At 63.8% G+C, this 21,459-nt stretch carries 21 protein-coding genes and 1 pseudogene; 5 read left to right on the forward strand and 17 right to left on the reverse strand.

Annotation, left to right across the window (positions count from 1 at the left end; genetic code table 11):
- Positions 1-22 precede the first annotated feature (22 nt).
- Positions 23-346: a 2Fe-2S iron-sulfur cluster-binding protein gene (locus G9Q80_RS23190; protein WP_088715596.1), complete on the reverse strand. Its 324-nt coding sequence runs from the start codon at positions 344-346 to the stop codon at positions 23-25.
- 13 nt (positions 347-359) lie between these two features.
- Complete coding sequence (locus G9Q80_RS23195) at positions 360-1,535, reverse strand: cytochrome P450 (protein WP_043141454.1); 1,176 nt, start codon at positions 1,533-1,535, stop codon at positions 360-362.
- A gap of 27 nt (positions 1,536-1,562) precedes the next feature.
- Here G9Q80_RS23195 and G9Q80_RS23200 point away from each other — a divergent pair, with 27 nt between their 5' ends.
- On the forward strand, positions 1,563-2,552 hold the full coding sequence (locus tag G9Q80_RS23200; protein WP_232786292.1) for a LysR family transcriptional regulator: 990 nt from the start codon (positions 1,563-1,565) through the stop codon (positions 2,550-2,552).
- A 79-nt stretch (positions 2,553-2,631) separates the two neighbouring features.
- On the opposite strand, the gene G9Q80_RS23205 is transcribed toward G9Q80_RS23200, so the two are convergent.
- Positions 2,632-3,420 carry an IclR family transcriptional regulator gene (locus G9Q80_RS23205; RefSeq protein ID WP_088715715.1) on the reverse strand — a complete coding sequence of 263 codons (789 nt, stop codon included), beginning with the start codon at positions 3,418-3,420 and terminating at the stop codon, positions 2,632-2,634.
- Positions 3,421-3,575: 155 nt separating this feature from the next.
- On the opposite strand from G9Q80_RS23205, the gene G9Q80_RS23210 reads away from it, so the two are divergent.
- Positions 3,576-4,715 carry an extracellular solute-binding protein gene (locus G9Q80_RS23210; RefSeq protein WP_088715595.1) on the forward strand — a complete coding sequence of 380 codons (1,140 nt, stop codon included), beginning with the start codon at positions 3,576-3,578 and terminating at the stop codon, positions 4,713-4,715.
- Positions 4,712-5,848, forward strand: coding sequence for a CaiB/BaiF CoA transferase family protein (locus G9Q80_RS23215; RefSeq protein WP_088715594.1), 1,137 nt, complete (start codon positions 4,712-4,714; stop codon positions 5,846-5,848). Before G9Q80_RS23210 ends, G9Q80_RS23215 begins: the two co-directional genes overlap by 4 nt.
- 63 nt (positions 5,849-5,911) lie before the next feature.
- Here G9Q80_RS23215 and G9Q80_RS23220 read toward each other — a convergent pair whose 3' ends face one another.
- From G9Q80_RS23220 to G9Q80_RS23280, 13 genes are all read right to left on the reverse strand, one after another.
- Positions 5,912-6,460, reverse strand: coding sequence for a peroxiredoxin (locus G9Q80_RS23220; RefSeq protein ID WP_043141444.1), 549 nt, complete (start codon positions 6,458-6,460; stop codon positions 5,912-5,914).
- 225 nt (positions 6,461-6,685) lie between these two features.
- Complete coding sequence (locus tag G9Q80_RS23225) at positions 6,686-7,525, reverse strand: fumarylacetoacetate hydrolase family protein (RefSeq protein WP_088715593.1); 840 nt, start codon at positions 7,523-7,525, stop codon at positions 6,686-6,688.
- A gap of 23 nt (positions 7,526-7,548) precedes the next feature.
- Positions 7,549-8,286, reverse strand: a complete 738-nt coding sequence (locus G9Q80_RS23230; protein ID WP_088715592.1) for an SDR family oxidoreductase — start codon at positions 8,284-8,286, stop codon at positions 7,549-7,551.
- 13 nt (positions 8,287-8,299) lie between these two features.
- Positions 8,300-9,499: a UxaA family hydrolase gene (locus G9Q80_RS23235; protein ID WP_088715591.1), complete on the reverse strand. Its 1,200-nt coding sequence runs from the start codon at positions 9,497-9,499 to the stop codon at positions 8,300-8,302.
- Positions 9,496-9,810, reverse strand: a complete 315-nt coding sequence (locus tag G9Q80_RS23240; RefSeq protein ID WP_198549992.1) for a UxaA family hydrolase — start codon at positions 9,808-9,810, stop codon at positions 9,496-9,498. The genes G9Q80_RS23235 and G9Q80_RS23240 overlap by 4 nt, the downstream gene beginning before the upstream one ends.
- Positions 9,807-10,253 (reverse strand): MaoC family dehydratase, encoded by a 447-nt coding sequence (locus tag G9Q80_RS23245; RefSeq protein ID WP_043141428.1) that lies wholly within the window; start codon positions 10,251-10,253, stop codon positions 9,807-9,809. The genes G9Q80_RS23240 and G9Q80_RS23245 overlap by 4 nt, the downstream gene beginning before the upstream one ends.
- Complete coding sequence (locus tag G9Q80_RS23250; protein WP_088715589.1) at positions 10,246-11,310, reverse strand: Gfo/Idh/MocA family protein; 1,065 nt, start codon at positions 11,308-11,310, stop codon at positions 10,246-10,248. The genes G9Q80_RS23245 and G9Q80_RS23250 overlap by 8 nt, the downstream gene beginning before the upstream one ends.
- Positions 11,303-11,632 carry an L-rhamnose mutarotase gene (locus G9Q80_RS23255; RefSeq protein ID WP_088715588.1) on the reverse strand — a complete coding sequence of 110 codons (330 nt, stop codon included), beginning with the start codon at positions 11,630-11,632 and terminating at the stop codon, positions 11,303-11,305. The genes G9Q80_RS23250 and G9Q80_RS23255 overlap by 8 nt, the downstream gene beginning before the upstream one ends.
- A gap of 1 nt (position 11,633) precedes the next feature.
- Positions 11,634-12,746 carry a mandelate racemase/muconate lactonizing enzyme family protein gene (locus tag G9Q80_RS23260; RefSeq protein WP_088715587.1) on the reverse strand — a complete coding sequence of 371 codons (1,113 nt, stop codon included), beginning with the start codon at positions 12,744-12,746 and terminating at the stop codon, positions 11,634-11,636.
- A gap of 3 nt (positions 12,747-12,749) precedes the next feature.
- Positions 12,750-13,835 (reverse strand): ABC transporter ATP-binding protein, encoded by a 1,086-nt coding sequence (locus tag G9Q80_RS23265; RefSeq protein WP_088715586.1) that lies wholly within the window; start codon positions 13,833-13,835, stop codon positions 12,750-12,752.
- A 3-nt stretch (positions 13,836-13,838) separates the two neighbouring features.
- On the reverse strand, positions 13,839-14,705 hold the full coding sequence (locus G9Q80_RS23270) for a carbohydrate ABC transporter permease (RefSeq protein ID WP_043141416.1): 867 nt from the start codon (positions 14,703-14,705) through the stop codon (positions 13,839-13,841).
- Positions 14,706-14,708: 3 nt separating this feature from the next.
- Complete coding sequence (locus G9Q80_RS23275; RefSeq protein WP_043141412.1) at positions 14,709-15,605, reverse strand: carbohydrate ABC transporter permease; 897 nt, start codon at positions 15,603-15,605, stop codon at positions 14,709-14,711.
- A gap of 61 nt (positions 15,606-15,666) precedes the next feature.
- A complete protein-coding gene (locus G9Q80_RS23280; RefSeq protein WP_088715585.1) occupies positions 15,667-16,971 on the reverse strand; it encodes an ABC transporter substrate-binding protein in 1,305 nt (434 codons plus the stop codon).
- Positions 16,972-17,192: 221 nt separating this feature from the next.
- On the opposite strand from G9Q80_RS23280, the gene G9Q80_RS23285 reads away from it, so the two are divergent.
- Entirely contained in the window at positions 17,193-18,029 is an 837-nt protein-coding gene (locus tag G9Q80_RS23285) for an amidohydrolase family protein (RefSeq protein WP_198549991.1), read from the forward strand.
- 40 nt (positions 18,030-18,069) lie between these two features.
- Here G9Q80_RS23285 and G9Q80_RS23290 read toward each other — a convergent pair.
- Positions 18,070-18,791, reverse strand: a pseudogene (locus tag G9Q80_RS23290) (IS5 family transposase); the annotation flags it as partial.
- A gap of 395 nt (positions 18,792-19,186) precedes the next feature.
- Between G9Q80_RS23290 and G9Q80_RS23295 the strand changes: the two are divergent.
- Positions 19,187-21,433 carry a helix-turn-helix transcriptional regulator gene (locus G9Q80_RS23295; protein WP_088715583.1) on the forward strand — a complete coding sequence of 749 codons (2,247 nt, stop codon included), beginning with the start codon at positions 19,187-19,189 and terminating at the stop codon, positions 21,431-21,433.
- Positions 21,434-21,459 lie beyond the last annotated feature (26 nt).

Here is a 21,459-nt window from a genome sequence, read left to right on the forward strand (position 1 = left end):
TCTTCTTGGTGCTGTTATCCGGTTATCCCTGAACGTCCGGCAGATGCACGATCACTCCGTCCAGTGCCTCGCTCAGGGCGATCTGGCAGGACAGGCGCGAGGTGTCGCGCACTTCGCCCTCGGCAAAGTCCAGCATGTCATCCTCGGCATCATCGCGGTGCCCGACACGGTCCGTCCAGGCGTCATCGACGTAGCAATGGCAGGTGGCGCAGGCCATCGCACCGCCGCATTCCGCGATGATCTCGTTTATGCCGTTGTCGCGTGCTGCCTGCATGATCGAGGTTCCGGGGGCCGCGCCCACGGTCCGGCGGTTGCCATCGGGATGCACAAAGGTGATTTCAACCATTCTCTTGCCTTTCTCAGTTCAGCGTGACCGGCAGGTTCAACGGGCCGCGAAACCCGAACCCGTGCCAGATCACCTTTTCGTCGGGCACCAGTTCCATGTTCGGAAAGCGCTCGAAGATCATCGGAAGCATGATCTCGCCCACCGTCTTGCGCGCGACCTGCGCGCCCGAGCAGTGATGCGGGCCGCTGCCAAAGGCCTGATGCGGTGCCTTCTTGCGGAACACGTCGAACAGGTGCCCATTCTCGAACAGGTCTTCGTCGTGGTTGGCCGAAGCCTGGATCGTCATCAGGGTCACGCCCTCGGGAATGTCGATGCCGTCGATCTGATGTGCCTCCGTGACGCGGCGCGACGAGGCCTGGATCGGTGCAACCCAGCGCACGCCCTCCTCGAAGGCGTCGCTCCAGGCCTCTGTCCGCTTCACCTCTTCCAGCTGCTCCGGGTTGCTGAGCAACCCGTAGAGAATCGTGGCCAGCGCGTCGCGCGGCTCGTTTATGCCGCCGCCGATGGCGATCTTGATGTTGGAATGAATCTGCCCGATCGGCAACGGGTTGGCCGCGTTCAGCATGATCGAGAATGCCGAGTTGTTGGGCTCTGCCCTGTGGCGCGCCTCGATCCGATCGAAATAGGCGTTCATCTCGGCGTTGGCGGCATCGCTCTTGGCAAAGGGGTCCTCGGCAAAGCCGAAATTGCCCGCCCCGTCGATCAGGGTCTGCGACCAGCGCATCATGTCGGCGTCGCTGGCCTCGTCGAGGCCGAGGATATGCGCGAGGATGCGCGCCGCAACCGGACCGCAAAGATCGGTGAACAGGTCTACCCTCTCACCGCGGGGAAGGCGATCGAGATAGTCCGACGCGATCTTTCGATACAATTCTGCCCAGTCGGACTTGATCACCTTGGGTGACAGGGCCTTTTGCATCGCCATGCGCTCGGCCCGGTGTTCGGGGCCGTCCTTGCGCATCAACGTATGGGCCTGAAAGGCACGCTGCATCGGTGTCACGGGATCGTCCGAGCTGTAAAGCTCGGCGTTGTCCTTCACCATCCTGGTGTGTTTGGCCTTGGTCAGCATGATCCGCCGCGCTGCGGGGACCTCGACGATCGGTGTCTCCAGGCGCATGCGCCGGTAGATCGAATAGGGATCGCGGGCGAGATCGGCCAGCGAGACCGCTTCGTTGATTGGTGCTTGTGCCATGCCCCTCCTCCCAAGATTGCACAGTCGATGCCGCTTAATGCCCCTGCGGCTTTCATCCATCAACAAGATGGAATAGATCATTACGATCAAAAAATTCGATCCGGTTACACCATGCAGACGCCACGAGACCCCCTGTCCGTCGATTTTCGCACCCTGCAAATGCTGTTACGGGTGTATGCCTTGCGGTCCTTCACCCGCGCCGCCGAGGAGCTTGGCGTCAACCAGTCGGCGGTCAGCTACACCATCGAGAAGCTGCGAGGCGTTTTCCACGATCCGCTGTTCGTGCGGCAAGGCCGCGCCATCCATCCGACGCCGCGTTGCGAGGAAATCGTGCAGGAGGCGGCGCGGCTGGTTGGCGAGTTCCGCCAGCTTGCGGCTCCGGTGGATTTCGACCCGGCGACATCGCAGCAGCGCTTTACCCTGGCATGCAATTATTACGAACGTGTCCTTTGGGTGCCACAGATCGTTCATACCATCCGCGCACAGGCGCCGGGCATCACCTTGGACATCATTGACGCGTCGGACATCGGCCACGAACGGCTGTTGAACCGCGAGGCGGACCTCCTGATCGGCCCTTTCGAAAGAGACGACCCGGATTTCTACCGCCGCCGTCTGTACCACGAGCGCTACGTCTGCTTGATGAACCGGGATCATCCCGCGGCGGGCACCAGCCTCGACATGGAAACCTATCTGTCGCTGCTGCACGTCGTGGTCACCTACGGTGGTCGCTGGACGTCTCGCTATCTGGTCGACCTGAAAGAGCTGGGACATGCGTTGAAGATCGGCCTGCGCGTGCCCAGCCCGGCAGGACTGGAGCAGCTGGTTTCAGGTTCAGATCTGGTGGCAACAGTGCCGCAGCGTCTTTCAAAGGTTCTCGGCCACTCGGTGCAGGTCTCCGAGTTCCCGCTGGCCACCCGTATTTCCATCGATCTCGTCTGGACCGCGCCGCACCACCGTTCGGCACCGCATATCTGGCTCAGGGAGCTGATCCACAAGGTCGTCCAGGCATCGCTTTGAGGTCAGGGCACATGGCCGCCCAACCGATCCGTTGGTCGATTCGGAATGGATGTTTCGCCCGCTCCGCGCCGGTGACCTCCTAGCGCGCGCCGGCGCCCAGCCGCCGCGAGATGTCCGCCGCCATGGCGACAAGCCGCTCTCGGCACTCATCGGCCGTGGCGACAGAAGTGCCGGTCAGCCGGTGGATGAAGGGAATGGTGACCGCAGCCGTGACCTTGCCGGAAAAATCGAAGATCGGGGCCGAGATGTTCTGAACCCCTGCGATGGTCAACGAGGGTGACTCGCAATAGCCCATTTTGCGCACGTCCGGCAGATCCTTAACGAAAGCACTGTATTTATCTGCGGGTTCGCGGCCGACTTCGGCGATCAGTGCCTCCAGCGCCGGTTTGTCCATCCAGGCAGCCAGCACCCTCCCAGAGGCGGTGTCGTAGATCGGGATATGCGCCCCCAGCCGGACTGAGGTGATGTTGATGTCCTGGCAATCCACCTGCGCAATCACCAGCACCCGCCCCGTATGGATGATGCCAAGATGGATCGACTGGTTCAGCTGGTCCGCCAGCCGCTGCATCGCATCCCCGGCGATCGAAGTGAGGCGCCGGATCGGCGGGTGCCTGTGGGCCACCTCGAACATCTTCGTGGTGAGCTGGTAACGGTCGTAATCAGCGTTCAGTTCGACATAACCGCGTTGGCGCAGGACCATCAGCATCCGGAAAATCTCCGGGGTGGTCCGGCCCAGCTGCTTGGCGATCTCCACCTGGGTCAGCCCCTCTGCCTCGGAGGCGAGCAGTTCGAGTATGTCCAGCCCCTTGGAAAGCGCCGGGGCACGGTATTTCTCCTCTTCGGGCCGCTCTTCTGTCGTGCTGGTCATCCTGCCCCCGGGCGTTTCCATGCCGATGTGCTCCGGCGTTTATACCTAGTGCGGCGCTGCGCTGACAACATGGCAGACCGCGCCTCTATTAAATATAAAATCCTCTTTCACTTGTGAAGTCTCCGCGCTATTCTGGCGGAAAGAGGAGGAATACCTTGACCGAAGCCTGCACCCTCAAAGGCATGACCTGGTCCGACCCGCGCGGATACGATCCGCTTGTCGCCGCCAGCGAGGCCTTTCGCGACCGTTACCCGCATGTGACCATCACCTGGGACAAGCGATCCCTCCAGGGGTTCGAAAGCACCCCGGTCGAGGAACTGGCGCAGGCCTATGACCTGATGATTATCGACCATCCGCATGTTGGCGAGGTGGTGGCCGACGGCTGCCTGCTGCCGATCGACAGACACGGCGCCCCCGAGGTGCTGGCGCGGCTGGAGGCGGAAACCGTCGGCAAGAGCTATCACAGCTATTTCTACGGCGGGCACCAATGGGCGCTGCCGGTCGATGCCGCCTGCCAGGTGCAGGCGATCCGCCCCGACCTGCGCCCCACCCCGGCCACACGCCTGACAGAAGTCATGGCCGAGGCCCGCGACGGCCGCGTGCTCTGGCCCCTGCGCCCGCCGCATGTGCTGATGTCCTTCTTTACCCTCATGGCCAATATCGGCAGCGCATTCCCGGTGACACGCGACCTGCCCATCGACCGCGCCGCGGCAAAGCGCACACTGGAGGCGATGCAGGCCCTGGCGGACCTCGTGGACCCGGCCTGTCACGGCATGGACCCGATCGCCGCACTGGATGCGCTGAGCGAGGGGGATCGCTTTGCGCTGATCCCCTACACATACCTCTACGCACCCTATGCAAAGGACGACTACCGCCCGAATATCGTCACCTACCACGACATCCCGGCAGAGGGAGAGAGCGGCCCGCTCGGCTCGGCGCTTGGCGGCACCGGCCTTGCCGTCTCGGCCCGCACGACACACCCGGAGATCTGCACGGAATTCGCGCTCTGGGTCGCTTCGGCAGAGGTGCAGCGCGGGCTTTACACCGCGAACAACGGCCAGCCCGGCAATGCTTTTGCCTGGGCGGACCCGCGGGTCAACGCCCGCTTCGGCAAGGCCTATCACCAGACCCGGATGAGTCACGAAGCTGCCTGGCTGCGGCCCCGGCACAAGGGCTACATGGGGTTCCAGGAAGCGGCCTCGCACATCATCCTGGATGCCCTGACCGGAAAGTGCATGCACGACGCCGCGCTTGACGCGCTGCAATCCCGTTTCACCGAGAGTTTCGACGGATGACCGACATGTTGCCCCTCGACGGTCTCAAGGTCCTCGACTTCTCGCAATTCCTGGCCGGACCATACTGTGCCCTGAAACTCGCCGACCTCGGCGCCGACGTGGTCAAGGTGGAACGCGCCGGCATGGGCGACCTGTCGCGCTATCTCTACCTGACCGATACGAAGATCGGTGGCGAAAGCACGATCTTCCACGCCATCAACCGCAACAAGCGCTCGCTCGCTGTGGACCTGAAATCGGCGGCCGACCGGGACAGGCTCTGGACGCTGGTGCGCGAGGCAGACGTGGTGCTGCAGAACTTCCGCCCCGGGGTGATGGAACGGCTGGGGTTCGGCTACGAGGCGGTGAAAGCCGTCAATCCCACCGTGGTGTACGGCACCGTCACGGGCTATGGCTCTGACGGCCCATGGGTCGATCTGCCCGGACAGGATCTGCTGGCGCAGGCGCGCTCGGGCGTGATGTGGCTGTCCGGGGCCCGTGATGACGGGCCGGTTGCGATGGGCCTGCCGATTGCCGACGTGCTGGCCGGGGCCTCGCTGACGCAGGGGGTGCTGGCCCTGCTCTACCGCCGCGCCGTGAAAGGCATCGGCGGACAGGTGGAAACCTCGCTGATCGAGGTGCTGGCCGATCTCCAGTTTGAACTTCTGACCACCTGGCTGAACGACGGCCACCGCACGCCGACACGCTCGGCCAACAACCCGGCTCATGCCTATCTTGCCGCGCCCTACGGCGTCTACGAGACGGCGGACGGGCATGTGGCCATTGCCATGGGCAAGCTGGACCTGTTGGCGCAGATCACCGGCCTTGACCCGGAGATCGCCGGGCGGGATGCCTTTGCCTGCCGGGACGAGATCAAGGCCGGATTGGCTGCGCGCCTGAAGACGGCGGAGACGGATCACTGGATGGCGAAATTCGTCGAGGCCGACATCTGGGCCGCACCGGTGATGGATTGGGATGGCGTCGTTGAAAGCGGTGTCCTGCAAACGCTGGAGATGGTGCAGCCGATCTCGCGCGGGGAAGAGGTCAACATGCAGACGACCCGTCTGCCGATCCGCATCGACGGGGTTCGCCCTGCCTCCACTACCGCCGCCCCTGAACTGGGCGACGCCAACGCCCTGCTCGACTCCGGCTGGTAGGTTCGCGGGACAAAAAACGGGCCCGAGGGCCCGTTTCAATCCTACTCCTCCCTGAAAGCCCGGTCACGCGGCAGCTTCGGCCTTCTCGTTGACAAGGTAGTCCATCAGGCGTTCCGGGCTGGACTCGCCGTAGGGGTCTTCGCCGTGGTTGTCGGAAATGCCCGGCTCTTCGAACCAGGCTTCGACCACGCCGTCGTTGATGATCGCCGCATAGCGCCAGGACCGCATCCCGAAGCCGAGGTTGTCCTTCCGGACCAGCATCCCGACGCGGCGGGAAAACTCACCGGACCCATCGGGGATGACCTTGACCGACTCGAGGTTCTGCGACTTGGCCCACTGATTCATCACGAAGCTGTCGTTGACCGACATGCAGTAGATCTCGTCAATGCCGAGGTCACGGAAAGCCTGGGCGTTCTTCTCGAAGCCCGGCAGCTGGTAGGTCGAGCAGGTGGGCGTAAAGGCCCCCGGCAGCGAAAAGAGGATGACCCGTTTGCCCTTGAAATAATCGGCAGTGGTCATGTCCTGCCAACGAAATGGATTCGGGCCTTCGATGGCATCGTCACGCACGCGCGTGTGGAAGGTGACGTTGGGCAGGGTAGCACCGGCTTTCATGGTACAAGTCCTTTCAATTGGGAGGATTTTCGGATCATGCCCATAGAAGGGACGGGCCCGGAGTGCAATCCGGCACGCGGGGGAAATGGCCCGGCTGAACGCAGACCCGCTATGCATGCACAGGCTTTGATCCGGCGCCCGTTTCGACGGCATTCCCTGGCCCGTCGACCCGCATGAAAAAGGGCGCCACGGCGGGCGCCCTTGTCCTGTCCGATGCAGCGGCGTTCAGTCGTCGGCCACGCAGACCTGCCGCTGTTCGCCCAGCTTCTCGATCCCCAGACGAACCTCGTCGCCAGCCTTGAGATATTTCGGCGGGGTGAAGCCCAGACCCACGCCCGGAGGCGTCCCAGTCGAGATGATGTCGCCCGGTTCCAGCGTGAAGAACTGCGACAGGTAGGAGATCAGGAAGGGCACCCGGTAGACCATTGTCGCGGTCGACCCATCCTGCATCCGCTCGCCGTTCACGTCGAGCCACATGTGCAGCTTGTCGAAGTCGCCGACCTCGTCCGGCGTTACCAGCCAGGGACCGGTGGGGCCGAAGTTGTCCGAGGACTTGCCCTTGGACCACTGGCCGGACCGCTCGATCTGGTAGGCGCGTTCCGAAACGTCGTTGATCACGCAGAATCCGGCGACGTGGTCCATGGCGTTGGCCTCGTCGACGTATTTGGCCTTTTTGCCGATGACAAAGCCCAGCTCGACCTCCCAGTCGGTCTTTTCCGAACCGCGCGGAATGATGATCGGATCATTTGGACCGCAGATGGCCGAGGTGTACTTGGCAAAGATCACCGGCTCTGGCGGCACCTCCAGCCCACTTTCGGCGGCATGGTCGGCATAGTTCAGGCCGATGCAGATGAACTTGCCGGTGCGCCCGACGCAGGCCCCCAGGCGCGGCGTGCCCTCGACCTTCGGCAGACTGGCCGGGTCGATCGCCTTCAGCGCGTCCAGCCGGGTCAGCGCGTCGCCCGCGATGTCGTCCACATGGGCCGACAGGTCACGCAGCGTGCCGTCCTCTTCGACCAGCGCGGGTTTTTCCGCGCCGCGCTCTCCGTATCGTGCAAATTTCATGGGGGAACTCCCTTGTTTCCGGTTCAGGCGGTCCAGCCGCCGTCGATGACGTGGACCTGCCCCGTGGTGAACCCGCTCTCATCCGCCGCCAGGTAGGCGACCAGCGCGGCGATCTCCTCGGGCTCGCCAATGCGGCCCATGGGCTGACGCCCGATAAAGGTCTTGAGCGCGGCATCGTAGTCGCCGGTCGCCCGCAGTCGGTCATGCAGCGAGGGGCTATCCACGGTGCCGGGCGCGATGGCGTTGCAGCGGATGCCCTGCGTGACATAGTCATTCGCGATGGCCAGCGTCATGCCCGCCACCGCCGCCTTGGAGGCCGAGTAGACGAAACGGTTGACCGGGCCGGTCACGGGCCCCGCCACCGAGCTCATGTTGATGATCGAACCGCTCTTCTGCTGCAGCATCGCAGGCAGGAAGGCGCGGATCATGCGGTACTGTGCCTTGGCGTTGAGATCGAAAGCGAAATCCCACTCGTCCTCGGTCGACTCGAGGATGGTGCCGTTGTGCACGATCCCCGCGCAGTTGAAGAGCACGTCCGCCGTGCCGACCTCTGCCGCGAAGGCTGTGATGGCCCCGGCGTCCAGCACGTCCAGCCGCCTGGCCTCGATCCCGTCGATCGCGTTCAGCTCGGCAAGTGCCGCCTCGTTGATATCGGTTGCGATCACCCGGCCACCCTCGGCCGCCAGCCGCTCTGCCGTCGCGCGGCCGATCCCCTGACCTGCGGCGGTGACGACGCAGGTCTTTCCTTCCAGTCTTTTCACGTTTGTCTCCTTCTCACGCAGCGGGCAGGCAGGCCGGCCCGATGGGCGCAAATGATTTGTAGGTCAGGATGAATTCCCTGTGGCCCATGGCCTCTGACTTGGTCTGTGCACCTGCGGCGGTCGCGACTACGAGGTCGCGGATCTCCTGTCCGACGGCCTCGATGCTGCGCACCCCTTCGATGATGTCGCCCGCGTTCACGTCCATGTCGTCGGACAGGGCGCGATAGGTCTCCGGGTTGGCACAGATCTTGATGACCGGCGAAATCGCCGACCCGACGACAGAGCCGCGCCCGGTGACGAAGAGCGACAGATGCGCGCCGCTGGCGATCATCTCGACGATCTCGGCATTGTCCGAGATGTTGGGAAAGCCGAAACGCACGTCGCCGTCCGGCACCACGTCCATCAGGTAAAGGCCCCCGCGCGGGGGAATGTCGCCCGGTTTGATCAGCCCGGAAATCGGCGAGTCACCGGATTTGACATAGGCGCCAAGGCTCTTTTCCTCGATGGTCGAGAGCCCCCCGGCCGCGTTCCCCGCCGCGAAAGAGCCATAGCCCAGTGTCGCGTAATAGCGTTCCGCCTTCTGCACGCTCTCGCGCAGGGCCTGGCCCAGCTCCGGCGTCACCGCCCGGTCTGCCATGATCTCCTCGCAGCCGATAAGTTCGCCGGTTTCTTCGAAGATGCAGGCGGCCCCCTCCTGCACCAGCATGTCGAATGCCTTACCCGCCGCCGGGTTGCCCGAAATGCCCGAGGTGCCGTCGGAACCGCCGCAGACCGTGCCGACGATCAGCTCGTCGATGCCCATCGGCACCCGCTGGATATCCGCGATCTCGCCCAAGGCGCCGCGCACCCAGTCGCGACCGGCCTCCACGGTCGAGGCCGTGCCGCCCGCCTTCTGGATCACCAGCGTCTTGACCGGACGGCCGGACTCGGTCACCGCCGTCGAGGCACGCACCTTGTCGAAACTCTCGCAGCCCAGCGAGACGAACAGCACCGCGCCCACGTTCGGATGGGTGCAGAGCCGGTCCATCATGTTGGCGGCGTAGTCGTTCGGGAAACAGCCCGGAAAGCCAATCAGCTGCACGTCGTCATCCGGAAACCCGGCGACGATCTTGGACGCCACGAAATGCGCGCATTCCACTAGGTAGGCCACGACAACCGTGTTGCGAATGCCCTTGCGACCGTCGGCCCTGGGATAACCTGTCAGGTCAGTCATTGTGCCACCCCCGCGCTGACGCCATCCGCATCCTGCAAGGCATGCGTCGGTGTGTAGTCGGAGCGGATATTGTGCACATGCACATGCTCCCCCGCCGCGATAGCCTGCGTCGCCACGCCGATCGGCATGCCGTATTTCAAAATCTTGTCGCCTTCCGCGATGTCGTGCCGCGCGATCTTGTGCGCCAGCGGGATCACCCGCGAGAGCGTCACGGTTCGGCCTTCAAGCGTAACCTCCAGCCCCTCGGGCGCGCCCTGACGCGCGACCAGCACGTTATCCCCCTCGTGCAACAGCAGGAACGGCCCGGTCACGATTTCATCTCCACCATGTAGATGTGGTCGGCCACCAGGGCCGTTTCGCCGCTGTGTTTCAACACGGTCAACCGTTCCGACACACGGCCATAACCCGGACGTTTCTCCATGACTTCCTTGCCGATAATCTCGACCTTGCTGCGGATCGTGTCGCCGATGAAGACCGGCGTGATGAACCGCATCCGGTCATATCCGTAGGAAAAGGCCACCGGGTTGATGATCGTCGCGGTCAGGCCGACCCCGATGGTAAAGACCATGGTGCCATGCGCGATCCGCTTGCCGAAGGGCAGCGTCTTGCAGAATTCCTCGTCCAGGTGATGCGGAAAGAAGTCGCCGGAATGGCCCGCATGGACGACGAAATCGGTCTCGGTGATGGTGCGGCCCACGGTCTCGCGGCCCTCGCCGATCTCGTAGTCCTCGTAGTATTTGACCTGCTCAAGCATCAGGTGCCTCCTTGATCGGGTGCATGGGCCGGGCAGAGCTTTCATAGGCTGCCTCGACCAGTGCCATAGTGTGCCAGGCGTCTTCGGCGGAGCCTTCGAGCCTGTCATCCAGCCCCGCGACAAAGCGCTGAACCTGGGCGAACCGCCCTTGGAAGGCGGCGATGAACCAGTTGCCTTGCAGGTCCACCTGCTCCCAGTCGCCGCCGGTATTCAGCCACAGCTCGTCCGGCTCGCCGTTGGGATAATCCAGGTTCACGCCGAGCTTCATGTAAGCCGCGCCCTTGGTGCCGCAGATGCGGAACTCGCAGGCCTGGAACTTGCGCCCGAAACTGTGGTTGTGGTTGATCGACAGGGCACAGCGGGCCTTGTCGCCATAGTCCAGCATCATCGCCGTGCGGGTGTTGGACACGGTCGAGGACGGGTGCCCCATCGTCCGCGCATGGATACCCTGCGGATTGCCCATCAGGTCACGCACGAAATCCAGGTAGTGGATCGAGTGCAGCAGGATTTCGACCCGCGGCAGGTCGGCCAGGAACTCCCAGAGATGCCAGGGCGTGTCGAGCGCCAGCCAGGCGTCGAAATCGACAATCTCGCCCAGGAGACCGCGCGCCACCGCATCCTTGAGCGCCAGGCTCATCGGGGCAAAGCGCAGCTGGAAGTTCACCGCCGCCTTGATGCCCTTGCGGCGCAGGATGCGGATGATCGCATCGGCCTCGGCCAGATCGGACCCCAGCGGTTTCTGGATGATCGCCACGGCCCCATCGGGCAGGGCTTCGAGGATGCCGGGGATCGCCACGGGCGGCACGGCGAGGTCATAGACCGCGTCCCCCTGCCCCACAGCGTCCTGCATCGAGGCAAACGCCTTGGTGCCCCATGCCTCGGCGACCTCGACCGCCTTTGCGCTGTCGGGATCGAATATCCCCGCCACCGGCACGCCAAGATCGCGATAGGCCGGCAGATGCGCATCGGTCACGATGGACCCGGCGCCGAAGATCACCACAGGTTTCGGGCTCTCCGGCATCTCGACGCTCTGCCGCAGTTGAGCCAAGTCAGTCATGGTGAAACACCTCTTCCATCTCGGCCCACCACTCGCCTTCGCCCCGCGTATCCAGCGGGCGTTGCAGCGGCTTGTTGATCGCCCACCACTCCTGCGTGACCGGATCGGCGGCCATCTTTGCCATGTCCGCCGCGAAATCCTCGCCCACGTATTCGAAGTAGGAGAACATCAGGTTCTCCGGCTCCTTGAGGAAGATCGAGTAGTTGCGGATGTTGCAGGCGGTGATCATCTCCAGCACCTGCGGCCAGACCTCGGCGTGCAGTTTCTTGTATTCCGCGATGGCCTCGGCCCCGATGCCGATCAGTTGCCCGTGTCTCTGCATGTTATTCCTCCCGGATCTCGATGCGGCTGCCCTCCGCGGTCTGCGCGGAGAGCCGGTCCATGTCCCAGTCGATCCCCAGCCCCGCGCCGGTTGGTGCCAGCGCCAGGCCACCGTCCCGCGCCATCGGCGCGGCCACCTCGTCAAGCTGGGGGATGTATTCCAGCCAGGGCGCGTTCGGCACCGCGCAGACAAGGCTGACGTGCAGTTCCATCAGGAAATGCGGGCAGATGGCGATGTTATGCGCCTCGGCCATATGCGCGATCTTGAGCCAGGGCGTGATGCCGCCCACACGGGCCACATCCGCCTGAACGATGCCGCAGGCCCCCTGCGCGATGTAATCGGCGAACTGGCCGGGGCTGTAGAGGCTCTCCCCCACCGCCACCGGCACCCGCGTTCCGGCCTGCAGCCGGGCGTGCCCGGCGATGTCGTCAGAGGGCAAGGGTTCCTCGAACCAGCCGATGTTCAGCGCCTCCAGCATCGGCGCGCGCCGCAGCGCCTCGGCCGCGGTCATCGACTGGTTGGCGTCGGTCATGATCTCGTAGTCATCGCCAAGGGCCTCGCGCACGGCGCCAAGCCGCGCCGCATCCCCGGCCACGGTCGGCTTGCCGATCTTGACCTTGGAGCCGCGAAACCCCTGTGCCTGTGCCGCTTGCGCATCCTCGACCAGCGCCTCGGGCGCGATATGCAGCCAACCGCCTTCGGTCGTATACATCGGGACCGAGGTCTTCGCGCCGCCCGCCAGCAGGTGTAGCGGCAGGCCCGTCCGGCGCCCCCGAAGATCCCAGAGCGCCGTGTCGATGGCCGCCAGGGCCAGCGACATGATCGGCCCCACCGCCGTCGCATGGGTCCAGAACAGCAGGTCGCGCCAGATCGCCTCGATCGCGTCCGCCTCCTGCCCCATCAGCCGGGGCAGCAGGGTATGTTCCAGCAGGGCCAGAACCGAGGGGCCACCATCGCCGATGGTGTAGGAATAGCCCATGCCGCGGGCGCCGTCGGCGTCCGTCACTTCGACAAAAATCGTCTCCTGGCTCTTGAACGACTGGATGGCATCGGTGCGCAGGACCTTGGGCACAAGGTCCACCATGAAGGCGCGGGCGTGGGTGATCCGTGCCATGACTCAGCTCCGCAGCGCCGCGCCGCTCTCGGCGTCGAAGAGGTGGCACTTGTCCAGCATGACCTGGAAGGTCATCCGCTCGCCGGCCTCGACGGGGCGCGGGTTCAGCATCTTGGCCTGCACTTCCGCCCCGGCCAGCTCGGCAAAAAGCAGGGTTTCCGTGCCCAGCGGTTCCGTCAGGTTCACGTCCATGTCGATCTGCGCCATATGCTCGGTCGGCGGCAGGGAATGGCCCACGGGCATGACGTTGTCCGCCCGCATCCCCAGTTGCACCGCCTGCCCTTCGCGTGCCTGGTAGCCTGGCGGAACCGGCACGGTGGTCCCGTCCTCAAGCACGACGGCGCCATCACGCACGACCCCGTTCAGCAGGTTCATCGGCGGCGAGCCGATGAAGGTCGCGACAAAGGTGTTCACCGGATTCTCGAACACGTCCAGCGGCGTGCCGATCTGCTCGATATGACCGTCACGCATGATCACGATCCGATCCGCCAGCGTCATCGCCTCGACCTGGTCGTGGGTGACATAGACGATGGTCGAGCGCACCTTCTGGTGCAGCTTCTTGATCTCGACGCGCATCTGCGTGCGCAGCTTGGCGTCGAGGTTGGACAGCGGTTCGTCAAATAGAAACACATCCGGGTGCCGCACGATGGCACGGCCCATGGCAACCCGCTGCCGCTGCCCGCCGGACAGGGCGCCGGGCTTGCGGTCCAAGAGCGGCGTCAGCGACAGGATCTCCGCCGCCTCGTCCACCGCCTTGTCGATTTCCGCCTGCGGGCGCTTGGCGATCTTCAGCGAGAACCCCAGGTTCTCGCGCACCGTCATATGCGGGTACAGCGCGTAGTTCTGGAACACCATCGAGATGTTGCGCTCACGCGGGGGCAGGTCGTTGACGACATTGTCCCCGATGAAGATCTCGCCGCCCGAGATCTCCTCGAGCCCGGCGATCATCCGCAGCGTCGTGGACTTGCCACAGCCCGAAGGACCGACCAGCACGACAAATTCATTGTCGGCAATGTCGAGGTTGATGGAATGAACGACTTCAAGCGGGCCATAGTTCTTGACCACGTCGCGGAGGTGGACCTGAGCCATCTGTTATCCTTTCACGCCGCCGAAAGTGAGGCCGGCAATGAGGTGTTTCTGAACGAGGAACGTGAGAATGAGCGCCGGGATGATCATCAGCACCGCAAGGGCGCACATCCCGCCCCAGTTGAGCGTGAACTCGGCCTGGAAATCGAGCAGGCCCACCGGCATCGTCTTGGACGTGACCGAGCGCGTCAGCTGCGAGGCAAGCGCGTATTCATTCCACGAGGTGAGGAAGGCAAAGATCCCCGCCGAGGCGATGCCCGCCTTGGCCACCGGAAACTCCACCTGCCAGAAGGCCTGCCAGCGGGTGCAGCCGTCGATCTGGGCCGCCTCTGCCAGCGAGGGCGGGATCTGACGGAAGAACCCGTCGATCAGCCAGATCGTGAAGGGCACGTTCATCGCCACATAGGTCAGGATCATGCCGAAATGCGTGTCGATGATGCCGACCCGGGCAAAGATGATGAACAGCGGCAGCGACAGCGCCACGCCCGGCACGGCACGGGTGCACATCAGGCCGACAAAGATCCAGGCCTTGCCCTTGAAGCGGAAGCGGGCAAAGGCATAGCCGCCCGACATCCCGACCAGGAGTGCGATGACCGTCGAAGTCACCGAGATGATCAGCGAGTTCCGGAAGTAGGTCAGCACCGGAACGCCCCCCTCGCCCACGCCGCCGAACATGGCGCGGTAGTGATCGAGGTTCAGCTCGTTCGGGATCCAGACCGGCGGCTTCGCCATGATCTCGACCGTCGGGCGGAAGGAGTTGAGGACCACCCAGAGCCCCGGCACGCAGAGCACCATCATGGCCAGGAACAGCCCGAAGAAATGCAGCCATTTCAGGGCGCGGCGGCGGGTACGGTGTGCGGCATTGCTCGCCATGGTTCAGACCCCCATGCCCAGCTCGGCCCGCGCGGCGGTGAGCTTGCGGAAAAAGAAGACGGTGAAGAAGATCGCGAGGAAGATCGAGATATAGCCCATCGCATTGGCGTACCCCATGCGGGCATCGACGTAGCCTGTGCGCCCGATCAGCGTCCACAGCAGCTCTGTCCGCCGCGCGGGGCCGCCGTTGGTCATGATCTGCACGATGTCATAAGCCCGCGCCACGTCCAGCGACCGGATCGCCATGGCGATATAGATGAAGGGCATCAGGAAGGGCAGCGTCACGTATCGGAAGGACTGCCAGGCGGTGCAGCCGTCCACCTTGGCCGCTTCAAGCGGATCCTTGGGAATGGCGTAGAGCCCGGCAAGGATCAGGATCGCGAAGACCGATGTGGCGGTCCAGACCTCGGCAAAGATGATCGAGAACATCGCAAGGTTTCCATCCACCAGCCAGGGGATCGCCTGGTCGGTGATGCCCAGCGACTGCAGGGCGTTGTTCACCAGTCCGACGTTGTCATTGAAGATGAACTTGAACTGGAAGCCCACGAGGATCGGCGAGAACATCATCGGGAACATCATCATGGTGCGCAGGGCGCGCTGCCCGCGTGTCACCTTGGACACCATCAGCGCCAGCCCCAGCCCGAACAGCATTTCGAGGTTCAGCGCCACGGTCAGCAACAGGACGGTGCGCCCGAAGGCGGCCCAGAACTTGGCGTCGCCGATGGCCTTTTCATAGTTGAAGGTCCCGATCCAGCGGTACAGGCTGTCCGGCCGCGTCAGCTTGTAGGCCGTGAAGCTGGAATAGAGCGACAGCACCAGCGGAATCAGAACGACGGCCGCAAGGATTATGATGGCTGGCAGCAACAGCACCAGCCACGGAGGCAGTTTCAAGGATTTCATGCGGATGTCCCGGGTCGAAGGATGCGGGGACGGATTTGACCGCCCCCGCCTTTGGCAAGCGTCAGTAGACGCCTTCTTCCTGCATCAGGCTGTCGACGGCATCAGCGGCGTCGGCCAGCGCCTCGTCCACGGTCTTGTCACCGAGGATGGCAGCCTGAAGTTCGGGGTAGATCAGGTTGGTCGCCTCGATCCAGTATTCGGTCGGCGGCACCGCAAAGGCAGTGGCGGCGGTTTCCTTGAACGCGGCCAGCACCTCGGAACGGTAGGGATCGTCCTTGGCCTGTTCCGAGATATGGTCCCAGACCGCCGTGCGCGAGGGCAGCGGGCCAGCCGAGCTTTCAAGCTTCTGGCTGTCCTCGTTGGTCAGGAAGGCGACCAGCGAGGCCGCGGCTTCCTTGTTGTCGCAGTTCTCAGTCACCGAGAAACCGTGGAAGCCGGACCAACCGGTGCGCACACCTGCCGACCCCTTGGGCGCCGGAGCCACGCCGACATTACCGGCAACCTTGGACGCGCTCGGGTCGTTGAAGAACCCGGCCCAGCCCGGCCAGTCCAGGTTCAGCGCGATGGTGCCGGAGGCAAAGCCGTTGCCAAGGTCGTCCCAGAGATAGTTGGTGGTGCCCGCCGGGACGGCGCCCGCCTCGTAGAGGTCCACGAACCATTGCAGCGCTTCCTTGCCCGCCTCCGAGTTGAACGCCGGCGAGAAGTCATCGTTGAACAGCTTGCCGCCATTGGCGACCACCAGTTCGTAGAAACGGCCAACGATGGCCTCGTCCTTGCCCGCGTATTGCGTGCCGTAGAAATTCGGCGGATCGGCAAAGAAGATCGCCTGGTCCTTGAGCTGATCCCAGGTTTCCGGAACCGCCAGCGGATAACCGTATTCCGCTTCGAAGGCCGCCGCTTGTTCGGCGTCCTCGTAGATGTCTTTCTGATAATAAAGCGCCGAGACGTCGAACTGCGCGCGCGGCAGCATCACCAGCTTGCCGCCCAGCGTGGCGGCGTCGATGTTCGCCTTGACGAAACCGTCGATGGTTTCCTGCGGGATCAGGTCCGACAGGTCGGTGTAGAGCGAGGGATATTGCGAGGCAAAGGACGAGTGGTTCGACCCGACGCACCAGCCGGTTGTGCGCGCCGCGATATCCGACTTGAATTCCTTGTCGAGCTCGAAATGGTTCTTCTTCGAGATCACGTTCACCGTGGCGCCCGTCATCTCCTCCCATTCGGCAATGCGCGCATATAGCGCCTCGTACTGCTGGCCGCCGATCAGCTTGGCGTCGATGACCACGCCGTCGAACTCGGCGGCTGACGCGCCGGACGCCATCCCGATGGCAAGCGCGATCAGCGATGCGCCGGTTGCTTTCAATGTCATGTCGTTCCTCCCGATATGATGTGTCGCCCGGGCATCCGGGCCACCCACGCCCCATGTCAGTCCGCCCGTCACTTCCGTGTCTCGCGGATTTCATATTCAGAAGCGTCTTTCATATCTAAACTTGACTTCACACCCAAGTCAAGTTGAACTCCCCAAAGAAACCGCCTCCGCCCAAATCCGGGCGAAGGCAGACATGCCGCACCCCGGGCCGAGGAAAGACCATGACCATGCTGATCGATACGCATCTTCACCTCGTCGACCGCGACCGCATCAGCTATCCGTGGCTGTCCGACGTCCCGCCGCTGAACCGCGACTGGAGCTACGAGGACTACGAAAAGACGGCTCGGCGCGTCGGGATCGGGGGCACGCTGCACATGGAAGTGGATTGCGCGCCCGGCGACATCGGCAAGGAAAACGCCTGGGTCGCAGAGCTCATGGCCCGGCCCGACAGCCTGATCCGCGGCGCGATTTCCTCGGCCCGGCCAGAGGACGAGGGATTTGACGCCTTTCTCGACGGACTCGACACCGGCGTGGTCAAGGGGATTCGGCGGGTGCTGCACACCATGCCCGACGATTTGTCCCGCTCTGACCGGTTCCGCGCCAATGTCGGTAAGCTGGGCGGCAAAGGCCTGCCATTCGACATTTGTGTCCTGGCGCGGCAACTCGACCTTGCGGCCGAGCTTGTGGATGCCTGCCCGGACACCGTCTTTGTCCTGGACCACTGTGGCGTGCCGGATATCGCCGGCGGCGCCTTCGAGGACTGGGCCGACCGCATCGCGGACCTGTCCAGGCGCGACCATGTCAATGCAAAGATCTCGGGCGTGACCGCCTATGCGGATGCCAACTGGACGCTGGACACGCTCCGCCCCTGGGTCGAGCATGTCATCGCATGCTTTGGATGGGACCGCGTGGTCTGGGGGTCGGACAGCCCGGTCTGCACCGTGAACGCTTCGCTCGACCAATGGGTGGCGGTCACGCATAAGATTCTGTCGGAGGCCTCGGCAGAGGAAGCCCGCGCGATCGCCTCTGAAAACGCCGTTCGGATCTGGTCGCTATAGGGTCAGGACCCATTGATTTCCGTTGGGTTGCGTGATTCACGGCGAGAGCGATTGCCGAGAGAAAGACCTTCGGGCACCGGTCGTAGCGGGTGGCGACACGCCACCAATCCTTCAGCCTGCCGAACATGATCTCGATCCGATTGCGGCGCTTGTCGTATTTGACGGTTGTCTTCCGCTGTGTCCGGCCGGGGATGCAGGCGCGGATCACCTTGCCTTTCAAAGCTTCCCGGAACCAGTCGGCATCGTAGCCGCGATCTCCGAGTAGCCGGCCGCCATCCGGCAGACTGCCGCAAAGCGCCCGCGAACCGATCCAATCGCTGACTTGTCCTGCCGTGACGAACAGGTTGAGGGGGCGTCCCAGGCTGTCACAGACGGCGTGCAGCTTCGTATTCATGCCGCCCTTGGTCCGCCCGATCAGGCGACCGCCCCCCCCTTCTTGGCGCCCAGACTGGACGCAGTTCGGTGAACCTTCAGATAGGTAGCATCGATCATCACCGTCCTTTTCTCGCCGTGCTGGGCAGCCAGGCCAGCCACCATCTACGCAAAGAAGCCCTTGTCGCTCCACCGCTTCCAACGGTTGCAAAGCGTCTTGTGCGGGCTGTATTCCCCCAGCGCATCTTGGCACCTTAAACCATTGCAATTGATTAATATAATTCGGTTCGAGACTCGCCGGTTAGCAACCGGCGGCTCGCCGTGGGACTTCGGGAATCAGGGTTCCAGACGCACCATCTGCGCATCGCTCAACCAGAAAAGACCTGACATGTTCACCGCTCGTTTTCGAAAGGTGACTCACGCTCGCCCAACCAAATCAATGCGTCCTGACCATAGATTATCCGCCTGATTGCGGGTCGAACAGCACCCGCCTTCGCGTGCCGCCTTCGAGGCGCCGGGCAATCACACAAAGCTGTCATCATAAGCGCCGCCTGAAAGCTCGTTAGAAACGCGAATGTCCTCAGCCAGGCAAACGGTCCGTGGACATCAGGTGCTCAGCCGTTGACCGCCCGAGACCATGATCCGGATGGAAACCAGGCGGTTTTTGCACTAACAGGGAAAATGGCCTTGGCAGACCGGACAATTCAGATCGTCGCATCGCAAGGCTGTGCCCGGCGCCAGAACGGCCTGCTTCCGATGGCCCTCACATTCATTCCTCTGGCCGCATGAGAACAGCCGACCTTCCCTTTCTGGCCGAACACAGCGCGGATTTGGTGCTGCTGATCGATGCCTTGCCGGGAACCGGCAGGGCAGAAATCCTCACGGCGATGCGCCGCAAACTGGGCGGACCGGACGGGGGTTGCCAATGCTCCATGTTGTCGACAGAGGATCCGCCCGTCGTGATATCCGCTGCCCCGGCGGTGATATGCGCCGAGGCCGACCAGGTGGCGAACCTGTCCGCGCTACGGGACATGGGCCAAGTGCAGGAGATCGGCAACCGCGACCTGTTCCTAGGACCGGGACAGGATCCGCATTTCGCCAAAACCGGCGGCTGGCCCGCATTGTCCGACCACCTCGCCCAAGTGCCGCTGGATGACAGCGCACTGACGGAAAAAGCGCGTACCCTGTTGCGCCGAACCCCAAGGGCCATTCGCGACATCGTGGCCCGGCTCTGCCGCGCCGAAGGCGGGTTTGACGACGCCGAACTGCCGGCGGAGCAGCGCAAGTTGTTGCATTGGCTGGACCCCCTCTCGGAATGTCGCGGCGGCACTTGGCGGATCCGAACGCCGGGACTGGCAGCCGTCCTGCGCGCGGCGACCGACGCCTGGTCCGCGGCAGCGCTTGCGGCGCCACCCGCCCCCGGCGCCGCGAAAGCCGCGCGGATCGCGGCGCTGCTGCACGCCGGGGATCGCGCCGGGGCCCTCGATCTCCTGCACCGTGAAGGTGGTCAATATTTCATGCACTTGCACGGGATGGAGGCCGGGCGCCGGGTCGCGGATGCCTTCGGAGAGGATCCAGCGCCTGCGGTCATGGCCCTGCAGTTCATGATCGCCGTTAAATCCGGCGACATCGAACGGGCCGCCTATATCCTCTCGGGCTATGAAAACGGTGCGCTGCTCGACCTCGGGCGACGGATGCCGCGCGCCGGCGACGTGCCGGTGCCGCTGGCGTTCTGCCGGATCGAACTAGCGGTTTTTCGTGGCGAGGCACGGGGCTATCACATCACAGACGAGGCATCGGACCTGCTGGCCAGGACCGATCCGCGCGCGCACCTGATGCGTGGCGGCATCTACAACCTTCTGCTCGACCACCACATTCGCGGAGAACGCTTTGCCGCGGCCGAAGAGGCGGCCACGCGGGCGCTGGCGCATTACGAGGCGGCGGATGCGCCCTACCTGAGTTTCTTCATTCACCTGCACCGATCCATCATCAAGGTGCGCTCTGGAGAACCTGCCGCCGCGGCGCCGCACCTGCAGGCGGCGGAAAAGGCCCTTGCGAAAACGCCTTTTGAGATACCGCAGGACGCCCGTTTCCTGGCACTGATGCGCGCGGTCACCGCCTATGAGACGGGGGACGCGTTGCCGATGGTGGACTTTGCAGAATCCGCGTTCGAGGGGTTCGCCTACGGGGAGATCTGGCCCTCCATCGCCGCGCTGGCGCTGGCGCATGGCGCGGAGGCACTGCTTCAGGAGCGGGGGTTGCAAGCGGCGACTCATTATATCGACAGCTGGCGGGTGCCCGCCTGGCGCACGCGGAATTTCCAGGTGATGGTGGCCCAACGCAGGGTTGCCACGCTGCAAAGCGCGCGCCGTTGGCGCGAAGCTCGCCAGCAACTAGAAAGCATGGCATCGCGGATCGGGTTCCTCTGGATGGAAAGCTCCGGCGCCAATCTCGCCGATCTGCGCGCACCAGAGGACATCTCGCAAGCCCTCCTCTGGCTGCGCCAGCAGGTCTTCGAGACGCCGCGCAACCCGGCCCTGAACGAGCGGTTGGCGGCCATGATGGACAGCACGCATGTTTCGACGCGACAAAGGCTGTGCCTACGCATCTGGAAATCCTGGGTGGATCGCCGCCAGAACCGGCCCGGCCAGGCCAGACGCGGGCTGGCGGACCTGTTGCAGCTCTGCGCCAGCCGGAATTCCTTTGCGCCGGTTCTGGAAGAACGCGCGTTTGTGCTGCCCTTGCTGGAAGATCCACGGGTCATGCAACGCGAGATGATCGAGGCGCCCTTGCCGCGCAACCTGCGCCGTGGCGCTGTCATGGCGTTCGGAACCGGCCCCCTGTCAAGGCAAGAATGGCGCGCATTGCTGCTGCTGGGGGAAGGCTGTTCGAACAAGGATATTGCCCGCGAGATGGCGGTCAGCCTGCCGACGGTGAAATTCCACCTCAAGAATCTGTTCAAAAAGCTCGAGGTCAGTGATCGCCGAGAGGCCGTGGAAGAAGCCCGACAGCGCGGAATGTTGTCCGAGTAGGACAAAACCTACCCCTTTTTTCAAAA

This window comes from Mameliella sp. LZ-28, from assembly GCF_012274245.1.
Classification (GTDB): Bacteria; Pseudomonadota; Alphaproteobacteria; order Rhodobacterales; family Rhodobacteraceae; genus Antarctobacter; species Antarctobacter albus.

Excerpts from the sequence above, each read along its gene's own strand:
- G9Q80_RS23190 (WP_088715596.1), bottom strand. The coding sequence starts at position 346 with ATGGTTGAAATCACCTTTGTGCATCCCGATGGCAACCGCCGGACCGTG.
- G9Q80_RS23195 (WP_043141454.1), bottom strand. The coding sequence starts at position 1,535 with ATGGCACAAGCACCAATCAACGAAGCGGTCTCGCTGGCCGATCTCGCC.
- G9Q80_RS23200 (WP_232786292.1), top strand. The coding sequence starts at position 1,563 with ATGCCGCTTAATGCCCCTGCGGCTTTCATCCATCAACAAGATGGAATA.
- G9Q80_RS23205 (WP_088715715.1), bottom strand. The coding sequence starts at position 3,420 with ATGACCAGCACGACAGAAGAGCGGCCCGAAGAGGAGAAATACCGTGCC.
- G9Q80_RS23215 (WP_088715594.1), top strand. The coding sequence starts at position 4,712 with ATGACCGACATGTTGCCCCTCGACGGTCTCAAGGTCCTCGACTTCTCG.
- G9Q80_RS23220 (WP_043141444.1), bottom strand. The coding sequence starts at position 6,460 with ATGAAAGCCGGTGCTACCCTGCCCAACGTCACCTTCCACACGCGCGTG.
- G9Q80_RS23225 (WP_088715593.1), bottom strand. The coding sequence starts at position 7,525 with ATGAAATTTGCACGATACGGAGAGCGCGGCGCGGAAAAACCCGCGCTG.
- G9Q80_RS23235 (WP_088715591.1), bottom strand. The coding sequence starts at position 9,499 with ATGACTGACCTGACAGGTTATCCCAGGGCCGACGGTCGCAAGGGCATT.
- G9Q80_RS23245 (WP_043141428.1), bottom strand. The coding sequence starts at position 10,253 with ATGCTTGAGCAGGTCAAATACTACGAGGACTACGAGATCGGCGAGGGC.
- G9Q80_RS23250 (WP_088715589.1), bottom strand. The coding sequence starts at position 11,310 with ATGACTGACTTGGCTCAACTGCGGCAGAGCGTCGAGATGCCGGAGAGC.
- G9Q80_RS23255 (WP_088715588.1), bottom strand. The coding sequence starts at position 11,632 with ATGCAGAGACACGGGCAACTGATCGGCATCGGGGCCGAGGCCATCGCG.
- G9Q80_RS23260 (WP_088715587.1), bottom strand. The coding sequence starts at position 12,746 with ATGGCACGGATCACCCACGCCCGCGCCTTCATGGTGGACCTTGTGCCC.
- G9Q80_RS23265 (WP_088715586.1), bottom strand. The coding sequence starts at position 13,835 with ATGGCTCAGGTCCACCTCCGCGACGTGGTCAAGAACTATGGCCCGCTT.
- G9Q80_RS23270 (WP_043141416.1), bottom strand. The coding sequence starts at position 14,705 with ATGGCGAGCAATGCCGCACACCGTACCCGCCGCCGCGCCCTGAAATGG.
- G9Q80_RS23275 (WP_043141412.1), bottom strand. The coding sequence starts at position 15,605 with ATGAAATCCTTGAAACTGCCTCCGTGGCTGGTGCTGTTGCTGCCAGCC.
- G9Q80_RS23280 (WP_088715585.1), bottom strand. The coding sequence starts at position 16,971 with ATGACATTGAAAGCAACCGGCGCATCGCTGATCGCGCTTGCCATCGGG.
- G9Q80_RS23285 (WP_198549991.1), top strand. The coding sequence starts at position 17,193 with ATGACCATGCTGATCGATACGCATCTTCACCTCGTCGACCGCGACCGC.
- G9Q80_RS23295 (WP_088715583.1), top strand. The coding sequence starts at position 19,187 with ATGAGAACAGCCGACCTTCCCTTTCTGGCCGAACACAGCGCGGATTTG.